Genomic DNA, 18,462 nt, shown 5'->3' on the forward strand with positions numbered 1-18,462 from the left:
GTGAGTGTCGCCCGATCGAGCATCGACCAGGTGATCGATCTCGTGAACGCGGACGGCGGTCCACCACTCGTGGTGGTCACCGGACGGACGGGCACCGGCCGGAGCACCGTGTTGGCCGAGATCGGACGGTTCCTGCAGGCCAGAGGGCGGGTGGTGATCGACACCCGCATCGCGCGCGACGGGGTACCGGTGGACCGGCGCGACGGCGGGACGACGCCGGGGCCCGCGGGGTGGTCCGCGCCACTGACCCCGGTCGACGGTGCCTTCGACGACCGGTCCACCGCCCGTCGCGCGGCCACCGCCATGGCCGCGTCCGTGGTGCCCCGCGAGGCCGTCGTGCTCGTCGACGACGCGCAGTGGATGGACCGCGACACCGCCGCCGTCCTCGAAGCGCTCGCCCACCGGGTGGCCGGGACGGCCGTGCGCTACGTGTGCGCCGTCGCCCTGCCCTGCCCCGAGCCCCTGCGCTCGGCGGGCGTCGCGGCGCTGCGGCGCCTGCGCGCCGAGCGGCTGGTGGCGACGGTCCGGGTTCCCGCGCTCGACCTGGACGCGACGGCCCTTGCGGTGCGGGCCCACGTGGGCGCGCTCCCGTCCCCGGAGCTGGTGGCGCACGTCCGGGCCCGCAGCCGCGGGATCGCCGCCGCCGTGGTGGACGTGGTGTCGTCGGTGCGCGACTCCGGCGGCGTGCGGTTGGTGTCGGGGCACGCCTACCTGGTCCCCGACGCGCCCGACGACCTCGCCGACGGCTCCGCCCCGCCGCTGCGGGGCGTGTCCCTGATCAGCCCCGCGGCGTGGCGGACGGCCTGCACCGCCGCCGCGCTGGAGCCGGCCGGTCCGGTGCTGCCCGCACTCCTGGCCACGACCCTGGAGACCACGGTCGACGAGGCACTCGCACGCCTGCGCGACCTCGAGGCCGCAGGGCTGCTGCATCGCGCCCGCGACGGCAGCCGACGGTTCCTCGTACCGTTCCTCGCCTCCCGCCTCCGTGCCGAGCTGCGTCCCTACGAGCGGCGCAGGCTCGCCGCGCTCGTGGTGCGGGCCGCCTGGCAGGGCGAGGTGGCGCTGTCGCGCCCCGCGCTCGCCGACCTCATCGCCGTCGCCGGGCGGTTGCTGCCGGCCGCCAGGGCCCATGCCGACCTGGTCGCCGCCGCGCAGGAGACCCGCCGAGAGGCGACGCCGTGCCGGGACGCGCGGTGGTGGCGCGCCGCAGCGGAGCTGGCAGGCAGCGAGGACGACCGGGTCCGGGCATGGTTGGAGCACTGCAAGGCCGGCAAACGCGCGGGCGACGCCCCGGCCACGATCGCGAGCGCGCGCAAGCTCCTCGACTCCGGGAGCGCGCTGCCGGAGGTCGTCCGCCACGAGCTGTACATGGTGCTCGTCCTGGCCCTGCACGCGAACGGCGACACCGAGGAGCTCGACGCGGTCGCGAACGGGACGGCGTTCTGGGAGGCCGACGAGGCCGTGCGGGCGATCTGCCGGGTGCTCGCGCTCATCCTGCGCGGCAGCTGGGGTGCCGCCTACTCCCTGCTGCTGCGGGCCCGCCCGATCTGGGCGGCGCGGCCCGCCACCCGCGAGCGGGGCGAGCTGATCCAGTGGGTCGGCGAGCTGGTCGCCGGGCGGATGGACGAGTTCGAGGCCGGCCTGGTCGTCAGCCCGGTGACCGACGGCGAGGGGATGCGCCGGCGCTACCCCACCGACTGGGCGATCGCCTGCATGGTCGCCCTCGGCGACGTCCAGCGGGGGCGGGAGATCGCGCGCACGGCCGGGCTGGCGGAATCCGATCTGCTCCCGACGCACCGTGCGGTGTTCGCACTGGCCGAAGGTCGGCCGGAGGCCCAGGAGATGGCCCGACGCTCCCTCGCCGACCGCGGTAGACACCACTTCGAACTCGGGGATCCGAACTTCTACCAGCAGTTCGGAAGCCTCGCGCTCGCGAAGGGCGAGCTCGGCGCCACACGCCAGCTGATCGCGACGGCGCGCGCCGAGATGCACGCCCTCGACCACGTGCTCGACGTCCTGGACGCCACCATCGAGGCGACCCTGGGAGAGGTCGACACCGGCAGGGCCCGGCTCGAGGGGGCGCTGGATCGCGCGCGCGACAACGGCGTGGTGGTCGGGACCGAGCTGCTGCTGAGCATGCTCGTCCGGCTGCACCTGCTCGCCGGTGACGTCCCGGGCGCGAAGGCCCGGGTGCAGGACCTCGACGCGGTCGCCGACGTCCTGCGCAGTCCCCGAGCGTGGATCCACGCCACGTCCGGGCGGGCCCTCGCCCACGGCGACACCGCCGCGGCCGCGGAGTGCCTGCGGCTGGCGCGGGAGACCGGCCAGGCGTTCGACGAGGCCAGCCTGGGGCTCCAGCTCGCGTGGGCAGGCCTGGCCGAGCCCGAGGTGCTCGTCGACGTCTACGCCTTCTACGGCCGGCTGGACGCTCCGCTCGCGCGCGCGTGGACCCGGTCGGCGATGGCGGCGCGCGGTGTACCGGTACCGGGACGCGCCGTGACGAAGGCCGAGAACGAGCGGCTGCTCGGCCAGCTGCTCACCGAGGGCCTGACGAACCGGCAGATCGCGAGCCTGCTGGGCAGCAGCGAGAAGAGCGTGGAGGGCCGGCTGGGACGGTTGTTCTCCCGCACCGGGTACCGGTCCCGCATCGAGTTGGCAGCTGCCCTGCTCGACGGGTCCTACCGCCACTGACCGTCCGCCGGCCGCCGACCGGCCGCATCCCGCACCGCCGCGGCCGCGACCCGCATCGGCGCCGGCCCGTGGGGGTTGAGCAGCACGTCCACCCCCTGCTCGGGCAGCGCCGCGGCGACCTCGGTGAGGCTCACCGCGCGCCAGCCCGCCACGGGCGCGTACTCGGCGTCGACCACCGCGGCGCGGTGCCGGGGCGCGGTCGTCGCGAGGACGCACAGCTGCCCGTCCGGCGCCGGGACGACCAGGACGACCGCGTCGGGGTCGAGCGCGACGTCGAGATCGATCTCGCCGAGCACGGCCAGCAGGTCCTCGGTGCCCGCCTCGCCGCCGGCCAGCAACCGCAGCACCGCGTCGACCGGGTCGGACGGCACGTCCGGGCTGGACGGCACGTGGACGGGGTTGGGCCGGAACCGGCCGGTGGAACCGTCGGGCCCGACCGCCCAGCCACCGATGACGCTCTCCGGTGGCGGGTCCGGGGTCTCGGCGCTCTCCTCGAACGCCGGATCCACGAGGAGCAGCAGGTCCGGCTCGCTGACATCGGGCCCCTCGGCCACGGCGGTCACCTTCCTCCCTCGTCCGCTGCGTCGCCGGGCAGCAGCACCACCAGCTCCACGACCCGGGTCCCGACGTCGAACCGCACCCCGTCGACCAGCAGCCTGGTTCCCGCCGGCAACAGCAGGCGCAGCCCGTCGGCGCCGGAACGCCGGACCACCGGCACACCCGACGGCACGAAGACGGTCACCGCCGTGCCGCCCGGCAGCGGGCGGTCCCGCTCGAACTCCTCGTCCAGCAGGACCGTCGCGCCGCTCGGCGGCAACTCCCCCGGCAGGAAGCCCGGCCACTCGTCCGAGTACGACGACACTTCCCGTACCTCGTCGCCGGATCCGGGCGTGTGCTGTTCCCCAGGCTCACGAACACCGGCAAGGACGGCATCGATCCCCGCGAACCGCGAACCCGCGGCCTCGGGCCCGGGCTCCAGCAGCCCCCGCAACGCTGCGATCGCCGCCTCCGTGGAAGGCGAATTCGCCGCGGGCGGGGGATCGAGAACCACCCGGAACGCGTCCCGGCCCTCGGTTCCGAGTGCGGGACGCAGGCGGGTGCCGGCCGGCAGCACCATGCGGACCGCCGGACCGTCCGACCTGCGCACCATCGACGCGCCCGCAGGCACGCGGATCTCGACCACCTGGTCCGGGTCGAAAGGTCGAGACCCCGCATCCTCCACGCCGACCGGATCGAGCGCGTGGGCCAGCACCAGATCCTCACCGAACTGCGGGACCCCCTCCCGAAGCTCCCCCAGCACCGTGTACTCCGAAGACGCCCGCCCCTCCACGTCGGACCTGGCCCGCGACCAGTCCGAGATCGTCCGGAGCGCGGCCTCCAGCGCGGCGAACAGCCCCGCCACGACACCCCACCCGGCCCGGTCCTGCTCCGGCACCTCGTCGACCGCGGCGAGGATGCCCCCCGCGCCCGCAACCACTCGCCCACCAGCCACATCCCCCGCAGGCAGGAGACCCTCCAACGCGGCGTCGATCGACGCGGCCAGCTCCACCGCGGCACCGTGGCCCGCCCGGCGATTCAGCACCATCCCGATCGCGTGATCGGTCGAGGCGAGCGCGGCGCGAGCAACACCCATCGGGTCATCGGCCCCGAGAACGGCCGCGACCATCTCGTCGAGCCGGTCGACCAACGACGCTGCGGCCCTCGACCGGCCGCCGGCCTCGAAGAGGTCCCCGATCGCCGCGTCGACGGCCCCGGCCACCACCGTCCGCGCAGGCGCGACCTCCGGAGCCGAGAACTCCGACCCCACGGAACTGAGATCGTCATCCATGTCCGAAGAACCCGAGAAATCCGAAGAAACCGAGGAATCGTCACCATCGAACGACCCCACGCCCGGCCCGTTCTCCGGAGCCGCACCCACCGCAGCCCGCCCCACCCCCGCATCCATCTCTGGACCCGGCGAATCGGAATCTGCCCCGGAGCCGGTCTCAGGTCCCGGTGACTCGGAAGCCGAATCGGATACGGATTCGGATTCGGCTCCCGACTCCCAGTGCCGATCCGCGTCCTCGGACAACGGGACCGACACGCCGTCGAACTCCCAGACCGATTCCGTCTCGATCCCGCCCGACAGGTCGGCCTCGCCCAGGATGTCGGCCATCCGGTAATGCGGTGGCACGTACTCGGCGATCTCCAACCCGTCATCCGGCAGGCGAGTGGCCGGAGCCACGCGTACGCCGAGAAGGTCGGCCAACCGCTGCGCCACCGCCTCCGTCCACCCCCGAACCCGCGGCGACGGAACGGAGAGAGCGCGAACTGCGTCCTCCTCTCGCACGACGTTGTTCACAATCAGATCATCCGGGTCCGAATCCCCCTCGGCGCTCCGGACCACCCCCACCCAACGACGCCCGTCGGCGGCAGCCACCGGAGCGCCATCGACGTCGAACGACACCCCGGAGGCCGGATACCCCACGTCCACCAGAGCATCTCGGAACTCCACCACAGCGGCCGCAGCCAATGCGCCCTGCGGGAACGACGACCGGTATGCGGCATGCATGCCACGCCAGATCAGGCTCGGCAGTTCATCGGCCGACCGGGCGATGTGCAGATCCCCGTCGGAGGCCACGACGACCGACCGGCCCGTCACGTGCGGGAACGGGGCCGACCCAGGACCACGTACCCGCCCGAGCGGGACCGTCTGCGCCGCGAACGACATGCCCGAACGCACATCAGCCGAAACAGGGCCGAACATCTCATCCAGCAAGGCCTCGCCCTGCACACCGCTGTCCGGCCCCGGCCGGCGGAACTCACCGACGTCGCCCGCCGAGGACCCGCCCACCCGCGGTACGACCGGGTTGGCCACCTGCTCGGCTGCCTGTCCAGCAGCCCGGTTCAGCCTCTCGATCACCGCCCCCCACGGCAGCTCATCCACCGAACCCGACAATCGCGGGTCCACGGCAAGCCGCAGCTCCCACTCCCGCCGCTCCTGGCCGGCGAACACCAGCACTCCGGACAGGAGGGGCCCGGACCCCTCCGCGACGACCGGGCGCTCCGCCTCGACGGCACCCCCCACGTCGCGGGCACGTGACCTGGCCAGCAATGCCGTCGGGCCCGACCACCCCACACCGGCATGACCGACCAGGAACTCCCCCGAGGCGTCGACCATCCACCACAACCCGCGCGGCAACGACCCCGCGACGTCCAGAGGCAACTGCCCGATCCGCTGCCACTGCTGCGCCTGGAAACCCTCGCCGTCCGCCCAGCGCCGCAACCGGTCCGAGACCGTCTCGAGCGCTACGTCGAGCGCGGCGAACAAGCCCAGCGCCACGCCCCACAGATCACGGTCCTCCCCCAGCACCTCGTCGAGCGCGGCCGGTATCCGCCCCGTGCCACCGCCCGCACCGCCGTCCGCGAAGAAGAACTCCGTCAACACGGTGGTGATCGACGTGGTCAACTCCTCCGCGGCGCGCGTACCCGCCGCCCCGTTCACAACGTTCCTGATCGAGGGATGGACCGACGCCAACACCTCCGTCGCGGCGTCCAACGGGTCATTCGAAACGCGCCACTCGTCCACAGATCCGCGGATGTCCTCGACAGCACGGCGGATTCCACCCAGCAGGTCCGCGGCAGCGTCGATCCGACCCGCAACCTCGAGAACACCCCCGATCGCCGCATCGACGAGCGCGGCCGCGGCGCTCCCAGGAGCATCCGCCGGCGCGACCGGCGACCCGGCCGCCGACTCGCGATCCGACGTCTCGCCGTCGGCCGACCCCCACTCCGAGAACGCATCGTCGGACTCCCGGATCGACGCCGGATCGACCGGAGAGACAGGAACACCGAGCCGGGCCGAAAGCCGCCGAGCTACCGCACCCGTCCACTCCTGACGGCCCCGAGCATCGTCGAGCAGCTCCAGGCCACCCTGCCCCGACCGCTGGAGACGTCCCGCCCAGCGATGCCCATCGGTGGCAGCCAGCGGACTACCCCCGACGTCGAACCCCACCCCCACAACCGGATATCCCACACCCGACAGGGCCTCCTGGAAGTCCTCCACCTCCACGTCGACCAACGCACCATCCGGGAACGACGACCGATAAGCAGCGTGCATGCCCTCCCAGAACAGCTCCGGAAGTCCGTCCCGGACCACGCGCGCATCGCCGTCCCGGTCCACCACCACCGACCAGGACTCCCTCGCCCGGGGAGTCATGGCCTGACGTGCTCGACGGCTCCAGCCCACAGGAAGACCGTCAACGATCAATTCACGTACCTGATCGAGCGGTGCCGTCCGCGGCACATGCCACATGACGTCGCGCATGTCGGCCGACGCGGGTCCGAACTCCTCATCCAGCCGCGCACTCTCCTGGAGTCCGGTCACCGGGTGTTCCGGTGAGTCGGGCTCGGGCCGGAACTCCGGCCCCGCCGCCGCGCCACCGCGCAGGCGGGGCTCGTCCAGCGGCAGCAGCCCGAGCCCCTTCACGAACTCGCGCGCCAGCGCCCGCCCGAGCTTCTCCGCCGGCAACCCCCCGGTCCCCGCACGCAGATCCCACTCCCCGCCCGACCGGACCCGCTCGGCCTCCACCAGCCGGTCCAGCTCCCGGTCCTCCGGCCCGTCCCCCACCCGCGGATCGGCCCGGCGCATCGCCATCCGCAGCTCGGTGCGGATGTTGTGCGACAACTCCGGCGCGGGCTCCGACCGCCCCTCCGACGGCTCGGGCGCCGCCGTGATCGCGTCCGCATCCGGTGCCGGCGCGAGCTGCGCGCCGGACCGCGACGACTCGCCCCGGGCCACGCCGGACCGGCCCGGATCGCCGACCGCAGAACCGGCTGACGCACCACCACGCGGCCCCGCCGCCCGCCCGTGCAGGCCGAGCTCCACGATCGCCCGCGCGTGGTCGCGCTGGTTCGGGTGCGCCCGGTGGTGCCCCGGCAGCCAGCGCCGCCGGTACGCCGCGTACACGGCGTCCACGAGGGGCGGGGGCGGAGCCATCCCGTTCCCCGACAGCTCCCGCGTCACCGCCGCGCGCAGCAGCACGCCCATCTGCTCGCCCGGGCGCCAGTCGCTGCGGGTCCTGATCGCCGGCGGGGGCACCGCCCGGTCGGTGGCGAGGATGACCTCGGCCACCCGCCGCGCGAGGTCCATCGCGGTTCCCGTCGCCCGCCCCTGGCGGCCCAGGCCGTGCAGCACCCGCATCACCTCGCCCCGGTGCGCCGGGGGTCCCTCCCGGAGACCGGCCGCGACCCGTCCCTGCGCCACGCGTCGTGCCACGAACGGCAGCATGGCGTCCACCCGCGTCTCCTCGAGTGCCCGCTGCGCGGCCGCCGGGTCGGGCCGGAAGTGGTGCCAGCGCGCGTTCTCGGGCAGGGCGAGCACCGCGAACCCGTCGGAATCGGCGACGGAGACCGGGCCGTCCGCGGCGAACGTGTCTCGCTGGTAGGGGTACATGGCGTGCGTCCACCGCGTGGCATCGCGATGCGACACCCCCGACGCCCCGGTGACGAGCACGAACGGCCGCCCGTGCTGCACGGCCTCCGCGTCCAGGAACGCCGGCGACCGCTGCACCAGCCGGGCGAACGACTCGCCGTCGAGCAGGACGACGGTGCCGGGCGGGAGCGGATGGCCGTCCCACGTCGTGGCCGCGGAGCCGGGGTCGACCCGGAACCCCTGGTCCCAGTCGGCCTCGATGGGCAGCGGCCCCGGATTGCGGACCTGGGCGCCGGCCCACGGTGTGACGTCGGGCCCCGTGGCCGGGCGGACGAGCACGCCCGGCTGTCCCGGGACGGTGTGCCGCAATGCGCTCAGCGGGTCGTCGCCCAGCTGCCGGCCGGCGAGCGCGGACCCCCCGGGCCGGAACGACACGGCCACCGTGGCCTCCTGGCCGTGCCGGGGCGCGGTCACCCGCTGCGCGGGCACCGCGGTCGCATCCAGCAACACCGGGGTCCCGTCCTCGGTGAAGGCGTCGACGACCGCGGGGTCGCCGGCGGCCCGGCGCCCGCGCAGGTCCGCGCCGTCGAGCCCGGGAACCCCGGCCGTCCCCGGGGGCAGCGGGTGGTCCTGGACGACCACCTCCGACCGGAGGACGTCAACGATGCGCTCGAGGTCGGCCTCACGCAGGAGGACCTGGCCCCGGACGGGCCCGTCCCCCATGACCCCGTTCTGGTCGTGGACCCCACCGAGCGCGAACCGGCCTCGGTACCTGTCCACGAGCCCCAGGGCGTGCAGGATCTCGTGCACGAGGACCGAGCCGGCCATGTCCGCCGACCAGAAGTGCTGCGTGCCGTGCCCTCCGCCGTCGGGAGGCAGGACGCCCACGACGAGCCGTTCGTCGTGGGCCCGCGGCAGCTCGACCTCCCCGTCCGGATTCGGATGGACTCCGTCCAGTCTGGGAACGGTGACGATGTCGAGTCGCAGGTGGAGCTGGTCGCCGCCGGGCAGGCGGTAGCGGCCGCCCAGCGCGGAGTCGAGGGCGGCCTCCGCCCGCCGGGCGAGCATCTCCGTCGGTCCCGTGGGGCCGACGAGCACCAGCGGCACCGTCACCTCGCGGACCCAGCGGCCGGGCACGGCCTCGATCCGACGCACCACGACGTGGACATCCCCGATGAAGGGCTTCTTGTCCAGCGACGCGGTCACCCGATGCCACAGCGCCCTCGGGTCCGCCCCGGGTGCAGCCGGCGCCACCGGCACCTCCGCCTTCACCCGGAAGTACTCCGTCGTCGCCCGACCGAACGGCGCGCCCGACCGCCGCTCCTCCCACTGGTGCGGACGCAGCGGGTCGGTGATCGTCGGCGCCATCGGACCCGGCGTACGCCACAGCGGTCCGAACCGGTCCCGCAGCGCCACTGGTCGCCTCGACGAGAGCCGCACCATCCGCGGCCCCTCCCCGGGATTGCCGGCAACCGACGTCATGACCAGCCCCCGGACGTCGGGGCGCTCCGGTTCCTGCCCCCTGCGCGGGTCGGACCCGGGGAGTCGACTCCACCTCTCCCGTTCCTCGTCCTGCCACCGCCGAAGCCGTTCCTCCGCGCGGTCGAGCACGACGTCGCGGACCGCCTGGAGGTGCGGGGTCGTCTCCCCGGGCCGCTCGGGACCGACCGACATCCCCGAGCCCGGGGCGGGGGCGTCCTGCAGCGCCATCCGCGGCAGCGCGCGCTGCCGCGGATGGTGGACCAGGACCGAGTCCACCCAGCGGTCGGCGTACCGGTGCAGCCGCTCGACCTCACCGGGGCGCAGGAGCGGCCCGGTGGTCCCGGCACCCTGAGCCGCGGCCGGCGCACCGGGTCCGTCGTCGAACCGGACGTCCAGACGCTGCCGGACGACTCGCGGGGGTCCGAGCACCTGCGGCAACGCCGGCGCAGCGGTGGGTTCCCCCGGCATCTCCATGTCCTGCGCGCCGGGCCCGCCGGACCAGGAACCCGGATCCGGCGCGTCATCCGGCTCGCCACCGTCGCCACCCGGCGCGACGACCGTGAGCTCGGCAGGACGCAGCAACGAGCCACCCGAGGTAGCGGTCTGCAGGACGGTGCCCGCCGGCAACACCACACGCGGCCCCATCTCGTCGATGCGCAAGGCGACCGGGGTGCCCGCCGGAACGGTGATCTCCACCTGCACGTCGCCCCACTGGTCGGCCGGGTCGAACTCCTCGTCGAGCACCAGCCGACCACCCTCGGGCGGCACGTCGTCCGGGAGGGACCCCGGCAGCTCCAGCGGGTGCCGCGCAGGCGTCGGCGAGCCGTCCAGCACCGCCTCGAGCGCGCCGAACAGGGCCGCCGCGGTGCGCCATGCGTTCCCGAAGTCGAGCTCGTCGTCGAGCAGGGCGAACTGGGCAGCGCTCCGCGTGTCCGCCGCATCGTCCCCGTCCGGGACGGCCACGACACCCGGCACCGCATCGCGGCCCAGCCAGCGCGCCAACCCGGCGCCGACGACAGCCGCGAACTGCCGCATGAGGCGGCCCCTCGCGTCATCCCCCGGGCCGTCCGCGAGATCGCTCCGATCGTCGTCCCAGGGATCGTCCGCCACGTCGTTGCGGGAGAGGTCCGTACCGGCGTCACCGCCGCCGAGGCGATCGCCCCAGCCGGCGTCCGAGAGATCGTCCACCATGTCGTCCAGTGCGAGGTTCACCTGGCCGCTGACGAAGTCGTCGATCCCGTCGTCGACCGACGCGAGGATGTCGACCGCGGCCCCCGTCGGGTCCTCGGCGCCGTGCATGTCCTCGATCGACTCGTCGAGGACGGCGAGCAGCCGCGCAGCGGGGCCCGACCGGTCCACGGCCTCGAGGAGGTGCCCGATCCGCTCGTCGAGGCGCTCCAGAACGGGGTTTCCGAACACCTCGCTGTCGGATTCGCTGCCGCCGGACTCGCTGCCGCCGGACTCGCTGCCGTCGGATTCGCTGCCGCCGAAGTCGCTACTGCCGGCGTCACTGCCCGAGCGCACGGATCTCGACGGGCTCGGCACGTCATCGCCCGAGGGGCGACCCTCCACCGACGGGTCGTCCGCGCCGGCGTCGGGTTCGAGGGCGGCCCAGCCGGCCGCGTCCGACACCGATCCTGCGTCCGAGCCTCCGTCCGGGTCGCCGTCCGGGTCGCCCTCCGAGTCGCGATCCGGGTCCCACAGCTGGGACGGTCCGTCTTCCTCGAGAGGAAGCGCCAACGCCTCACGGGTCCAGTCGGTCGCGACACCGCCCGGGCCGGTGCGGGCCGTCCGGACCAACCCGTCGTCCGGAACCCGGGCGATCGGGGTCACCGGCACGCCGAGCTCGTCGGCCAACTCCTGCGCGACCGCCCCCGTCCACTGCACCACCTGCGACCGCGGCGCGTCCGTCGCACGCGCCGCGCCCCCACCCCGCAGGTCGTTGACCAGCTCCAGGCGGTCACCGCGCCTGGTCAGCTCGCCGACCCATCGATGGTCGTCCCGGGTTGCCCGGGGGCGGCCGTCGGCGTCGAACACCAACGGGAGCGCCGGGTAGCCCAGCGCTTCGAGCTGCCGCAGGAACGCCTCGGGCTCCAGCATGTCCAGCGGGCCGTCGGGGAACGTCTGGCGGTAGGCCTCCTGCAGCGCGTCCACGAACAGGCCCGGCCAGTCCGGCAGGCGCCAGGCGATCCGGAGGGCACCGCTGCGGTCCACGACCACCGACCACGACAGCGGCGGCTCCTCGGGGGACGCGCGCTCCCACGACTCCAGGATCGACGGCCCGAGCCCGGGCAACGACCGGGTCCGCGAGGCGAACACCGGACGGTCCGGCGCAGCCGGGGACGGTCCGAGCACATCCTCCAGCGTCGGCTCGTCCCGGTGGCCTTCCGGCCGCGGCTGGCGGGTCTGGCCGATGTCGGTCGTCACGCCGTCGAGCGGGGCGACCTCCCGGGTCACATGCGTCGTGAGTTGCCGGGCGGCGGCGCCCACCGATTCGATCGCCGCACCCCACGGCAGCTCCTCCTCCACGTCCGCGTGGCCCGGGACGACCTGCAGGCGCCACGCGCCGTCGGAGTACTCCACCGTGCCGCTCACCCGGGCGCCGATGACGTCCACGACGACCGGAGCCGCGTGACGGGCCTCGAGCTCGCCACGACGCGACTCGTCCAGCAGCGTCCACGGGCTCCGCTGCCCCAGCTCCCGGTGACCGACCAGCAGCTCCCCCGATGCATCCAGGACCCACGCCCACGGCGCGGAGGTCGCCAGCAACACCTCCTCCGGCACCTGCCGGAGCGGGTACCAACGTGGCGCCGGCGACCGCTCCGGCTCCGGTTGGGTCCGCTCGTCGTCATCGTGGTGCGGGCGGCTTCCCCGAGTGGTCTCCGAAGAGCTGCTCGCGCGCGGCGGCTCCTGCTGCGGACCGGGCACGGGGGCGGGCGGCGGGGAGGCCCCGAGCAGGGCATCGATCGACCCGAAACGGTCGGCAGGCGCGGGCTCCATGACATCCGCGCGCGCGATGGCCTCCGCGGAAGACGCCGACGAGCCGTGATCCGAGTCCTGATCGGAGTCGGAGTCGGGCTCGAAGTCGGCGCCAGGGCCAGGGCCGCGGCCGAACTCGCGGCCGCCGCCGTCACGCTCGCGATCGGAGTCGCCGTCGTGCTCACGACCCGACGGCTCCCGCGGCACAACGGGAGCCGGCGGCGGGAACGCCCCGAGCAGGGCATCGATCGACCCGAAACGGTCGGCAGGCGCGGGCTCCATGACATCCGCGCGCGCGATGGCCTCCGCGGAAGACGCCGACGAGCCGTGATCCGAGTCCTGATCGGAGTCGGAGTCGGAGTCGGAGTCGGGCTCGGAGCCGGGGTCAGGGTCAGCACCGGTGCCACCGCGGCCGAACCCGTCACCGCCGTCGAACTCGCCGCCGTCGTCAGGCTCGCGCTCGGAGTCGCCGTCGTGCTCACGACCCGATGGATCCCGCTGCACAACGGCGGCCGGCGGCGAGAACGCCCCGAACAGCGCATCCATCGACCCGAAACGGTCCGCGGGCCTGGTCTCCGTGAGGTCCGCGCGCGCGATGGCCTCCGGCGAAGGCTCCGGAGGCGGGTCCCGATCGGGCCAGGTCAGGACTGTTCCATCGGCAGAATCTACGGCGCTCCAGGCGTCGTCGTCTGCCTCCGACGAGTCCGACTCCGATCCGGCGCCCTCCTCGTCCCCACGGCCCGAACCGTCCGACCCGGCTGAGGAGTCGCGGTCGGCCTCGGCGTAGGGGTCGCCGTCGAACTCACGGGCACCGTCGAACTCGCGACCTGAGTCCCCGCCCTCGCGACCCGAGTCCCCGCCCTCGCCGTCGGAGTCCTCCCCCTCGCGACCGGAGTCCTCCCCCTCGCCATCGGAGTCCTCGCCCTCGCCATCGGAGTCCTCGCCCTCACCGGCGGAGTCGTCGTCGGACCGTTCCCGCTGCTGCTCGAACGCCAGCAACGACTCCTCGAAGCGGCTCCTTGCCGCGTGTGCCTCCACCGCGAGCGGGCCCCGGGCTTCGAGCACTTCCGCGAGCACCTGCATCCGCTCCGCGGCCTCGACGTGACGCTCGGCCGCAATGTGGTGTGCTGCCGCCAGGTCCGAGACCTCGTCGGCCCGGGCCAAGGCGGTGTCGACCTCGGTGGGCAGCTCGAACTCCCGCCGCCAAGCCTCGTCGAGGCCCTCGACGAGGCCGTCGCGCCGCTCGTGCGCCTCGGTGAGACGCTCCTCGGCCGACGCCGCCACGTCCCGGCTGTCCTCGACGCGAGCGGCCTCCCGCTCCAGTAGCGCATCGGACGCCTCGTGCAGGACCTCGGAGAGGGCGTTCAGCCGCCCAGCGATCTCGAGATGACCCAGGCCCACATCGCGGTGCGTCGCCACCCGGGCCCAGGCCTCGTCGACGTCGTCGATCCGGTCGAGCTCCCGACGCTCGTCGGCGGCGAAACCGTCGGCGTCGGCGTCGAAGCCGTCGGTGAGCTCCGCGCGACGCCGCTCCCTCTCGGCAAGACGCGCCTCGGCCGTGAGCATCCGCTCCTGGTCGCGCAGGAGGTCGTCGAGCCGCTCCAGCGCACCCCGCGCGTCGCCGTCATCGTCGCGCACGACGGCCGGGGCCAGCCGCTCGAGCAGAGCGAGGCGCCGGTCCAGGAACTCGGCCGCATCACGGAGTGCGAGCTCGCGATCCCGGGCGTCCGTGGAATCGCCGATCCCGTCGAGCTCCCGTCGGGCTGCGCCGTCGAGGTTCACGAGGAAGCGATCGCGCCGCCCCAGCAGCTCATCGAGCTCCGCGTGGGCCGCGACCTCCCCGTCCCGGTCGTCCCGGAGGGACGCGAGACGTTCCCTGCCGTCCGCGATCTCGATCTCATCGAGGATCCCGGCGAGCCCTGCCGCCCGCTCAGCCGCCTCACGCAGCTCTGATGCCCCGCTCCGCGCGGCATCCACCCGGGCGGCCGTGGCCTCCGCCGCTCCCGGTCGCTCGGTCTCCGAACCGCGTCCGGGAGCGGGGTCCGTCGTCGCCTCCGACCGGCCCCGCGCGTCGTCTCCGCCGGACGTCGCCCGGTTCTGGACCGACCGGTGGAGCGGGCCGGGATCGCGGGCCGTCATCCCGTTCTCGCCGGGGCGACCGCGGGGCTTCGCGGATCCGCCCCCGGCCGTGTCCGGCTCGAAGGGTTCGAGATCGGGATCGCTGCCCAAGGAGCTGACGGAGCCGGCGTCGCTGCGCGAGCCGTCCGACGAGTCCGACGAGTCCGACGAGTCCGTGGTGTCCGCAGAGTCCTTGGTCCCCGCAGAGTCCTTGGTCCCCGTGGTGCCCGCCCCTGCGGCCTCCTCCACGTCCTCCGACACGGCGGGCAGCCTCGGCGCCCACTCGCGCCTGCGCGGATCCCGACCACCGCGGGGCGCGCCGGAACCGGTGGAACCGTCCGAGCCGGGGCGTTCGGACGTCGGGTCGCGCTCGGGGCCCGGATCCGTCGACTCCGATCGCTCGTTCTCGTCGGCGCCGCCTGAACGACCGCCGCCCCGACGATCACCACCCGTACGATCCCCGGCCTGCTCGCCCTCGTCGTCGGGCAGCTCCTCGATCCGAGGGAGGTGCTGCTCGCGGAGCGCCCGCTCCATCCCGCGCTGCGCGTCCTCCCACGCGACCCGCGCCCTGCCCGCGTCTGCGGCGACCCGCGTCCGCTCGTCGAGGATGTCGGCGAGCTCCTGCATGCGACGGGCCTCCACGGACCGCCCCGCGACGTTGTGCCGGTTGGCGCGGTTGCGGGCATCGTCGACCGTGGTGACGGCGTCGAGCTCGTCCCGCGCGGCGCGGTCGAGGTCCTGCGCGAGACGGTCACGCTGCCTCTCCACCGCCGTGAGGCGCTTCTCGGCCTCCTTCCAAGCGTCAGCAGCGGCCCGGCGCACGCCTTCGGCCCGCGACACGGCCTCGCTGACAGGCCCCAGCGTGGTCGTTGTGGCGGTGGCATCGGCGAGGTAGAAGGTGACCCCCTGCCCCACGTGTGTGCGCCGGAGCTCGAACTGCTGCACCTGCCGGGCCGGCGGGACGACGTCGGGGGAACGGACGTTGCCCGCGACCGTCGCGGGCATGCCCCGGTGGACGGTCAGCGTCACGACGTACTCGGCGTCGCCGCCCACGTGTCGGGTCGGGCCCTTGCGGGCGTCGGAGTCGGGTCGCAGGTCGCTCAGCGCGGGGCTCGGCGCCATGCCGCCGTCGCGATCGCGCTCGAGATCGGTGTGGCCGACGCCGCGGCCGGTGTCGTCGCGGCGCCCCTCCGGCGTGAACGCCGGTCCCCACTCGACGGAGTGGTACTCGGTGAGGAGCGACGCGTCCGCGTCCACGTGTCGCGTGCCGGACTCGGTCCTGGTCGCTGCATCCAGGTCGAGCGTCCTGGGGTTCCGGATCACCGGATGCAGGTCGACCGACACCCACTCGGCCGCGTTGTCCGGGTTGCGGACGGTCGCGAGACGCGAGGCTCCGCCGAGCACGTTCTGCATGTGGGGGTTGAGCAGCTCCGGGCTGAACAGCAGGTCCAGCGCCTGCGTCACCCGTCCGCCGCCGCGCAGCGCCGCGGGAACCCGGTCGTCCTGCGCCAGCATGTCGCGGACCATCCGACGCAGGTCCGCCGCGTCGGCGCCGAGGAAGACCGTGACCTCGCGCCACGGCAGGTTCACCGGTGCGGCGCCCCGGGACCGGGGGAGGATCGGTCTGGAGGGCCCGCGCAGACCGGTCGCCGGGATCCGGTAGGTCAGCGGCAGGGGTTCGCTGCGTGGCCCCGTCAGCTGCCGGGCGCCCCGCTCGACGACCACCTCGAGCCGCACGTCGCCGCGGATGACGGCCGTCGGACCGCTGTAGTGCACGATCCGCATGGACCGTTCACCGGAACGGGTGCCACGGCCGTCGGACACGGCGCTGGACGCCTGCGCGTCGACCCCGCCCATCGCCATCGTCGTGCCCTCGTGCGGACCGGCCGTCCTGCCACCGACCATGGCCTGCACCTCGGTCTGCCGACCCGCCGAGACGACTTCGACGGTCTGTTCGTTCACGAAGCCCAGCAGCTGGTTGCGGATGGCCCAGGAGTCGTGGACGACCCGGTCGACCCGGAAGACGCCCTCGGGCACCATGCGCACGCGGACGGTGAGATCGGTGAACCCGAGGAACCCCCGCTCGGCGGCGCCCAGTGGCACCCCCTCCCCGAGCAGCCCGGCGAGCGCCCCGTGCACCGTGCCGACGGGCAGCCCCTCGCCGAGGCGGTCGGCGACCTCCTCGACCTGCTGGGTGGTCAACCCGTCCATGCCGTGGGTCCGCAGCTGCGTCACGAGGTCGGTGATCGCGGGTCGGAAGCTGTCGGCGTCCTCGGGGTAGTGGAAGCTGGGCACGGGCCGGTCCGGCGCCACGTTCACCGGCAGCCACCACCGCTGGGCGTTCGTGTGGTGGGTGGCCTCCATGATCGGGGGCAGCAGGCCCCACTGGCGTGCCTGGTCCTCGGTGGCCCGCACCGGCATCGCCGGGAGCCGGACCCGCTCCGTGGCGGTCCCGGTGCCCCGTTGCCGGTCGGGCGGGGCCACGGTGGTGCCTGCCGGGACCTCGTCGGCGGCCCGCGCCAGGCCCAGGGCGGCGAGCATGGCGCCGGCGCGTTCGGGGAAGTGCCGCCCGAAGGTGACGACCGCGTCGACCAGGAAGTTCGCCTCGCGGCTCGTCGCCGTGATCGTCACCATGCCGGTGACGAACGTCTGGTAGGTCGGCACGACGGCGTGGGTGCTCGCCTCGAGCGCCCCGGCGGCGTTCGAGACCGTGCCCCGTCGCCACGAGACCCCGTACCGACCGCTGACGCCACCCCGGCCGGCGGGGCGGTCCCGGTCGCTCGGCTGCATGGTCGGGAGGTGGGACGTATCGGCGACGCGCAGTCCCAGCGAGGCCAGCAGCCCGTGCTGGGTCCCCCGGGAATTGGTGACCGTCATGTCGGTGCGGCCGAAGATCGCCAGGTCTCGGGTGGAGGTCACCGGGTTGCCTGCGGCGTCCCGGTCGAACCGCGGCTCGTACATGGCGAACTGGATCGTCGCGTGCCCGGTGCGGTCGAAGAACCAGCGGGCGAACGTGATCTCGGGGCCCCGGACGCCGTCGCCGAGCAGCGCACGCATGTTGCCGAGGAGCCACTGGCTGCTCGCCAACGTGTGGGTGGCCTGCAGGGCGGGGATCCCGGGCAGCGTCATGACCATGTCGCCACCGCCGGCCCTCTGCAGGGCGAGGTTGATGCCCCGGTGGATGTGTGTGATCCCGGGGACGTAGCTGACCATCGATCCGGGGATCAGCGTCACCGCATTGCCGTTCGGGAGAGCGGCCTGATGCCCCATCCGCTGACCGTCCGGGAGGTCGGTCGGGGCGTGGTCGAGCAGCTCGTCGCCCTGCAGCGTGATCATCCAGTCCGACTCGAGGGAGCGGTCGGTGGGCTCTTCGACGGTGACCCGTGGGCTGGCCCGCCCGGGCAGCCCCGGGAAGAGCCGGCGCCAGGGCGCCTCCACGTCCCAGCGCCGCACCGTCAGGCTCCACCGCGAGCGTCCGGTCACCAGACGCGCGTCCGAGGTCGCGGTGCTCTGCTCCCGGCGCGCACCGATGAGATCGGCCGTGACATCGAGTGACCGGCTGTAGCTGTAGCCGGACCGGGCGATGGGGCCGAGCGCAGCCTCGCCCGCCGCCGGCAGCACGGCTCCCCGCCAGCCGACGTAGCCCTGCCAGCGGTGACCGGCCGAGCCGGAGAGGCCCTGCCGTCCCCCGATGCTCTCGTTGATCGACGCGCCGGTCGCCGGGCCGCGGTCGTGGGCCTCGAGGATCTGTTGGTGCACCTCGACGGTGAGGTAGGTCC

General features: G+C 74.2%; 3 protein-coding genes (1 of these 3 only partly in view). 1 reads left to right on the forward strand and 2 read right to left on the reverse strand.

The window, feature by feature from the left end; genetic code table 11:
• The gene (locus CFP66_RS28075; protein ID WP_143517405.1) at nucleotides 1-2,691 is read left to right on the forward strand and encodes an AAA family ATPase; all 2,691 of its coding nucleotides are present in this window, start codon (nucleotides 1-3) and stop codon (nucleotides 2,689-2,691) included.
• Here CFP66_RS28075 and CFP66_RS48050 read toward each other — a convergent pair.
• Together CFP66_RS48050 and CFP66_RS28085 are read right to left on the reverse strand one after the other, a co-directional pair.
• On the reverse strand, nucleotides 2,679-3,254 hold the full coding sequence (locus CFP66_RS48050) for a type VII secretion system-associated protein (protein ID WP_094928208.1): 576 nt from the start codon (nucleotides 3,252-3,254) through the stop codon (nucleotides 2,679-2,681). The genes CFP66_RS28075 and CFP66_RS48050 overlap by 13 nt on opposite strands.
• A protein-coding gene (locus CFP66_RS28085; protein ID WP_094928209.1) for a hypothetical protein crosses the window boundary here: on the reverse strand, nucleotides 3,251-18,462 show its 3' portion. Its footprint extends 10,912 nt past the window's final position; only the last 15,212 of its 26,124 coding nucleotides appear in the window; its start codon lies off the right edge, out of view; its stop codon occupies nucleotides 3,251-3,253. Before CFP66_RS28085 ends, CFP66_RS48050 begins: the two co-directional genes overlap by 4 nt.

It is taken from the genome of Pseudonocardia sp. MH-G8, from assembly GCF_002262885.1.
Taxonomy (GTDB): domain Bacteria; phylum Actinomycetota; class Actinomycetes; order Mycobacteriales; family Pseudonocardiaceae; genus Pseudonocardia.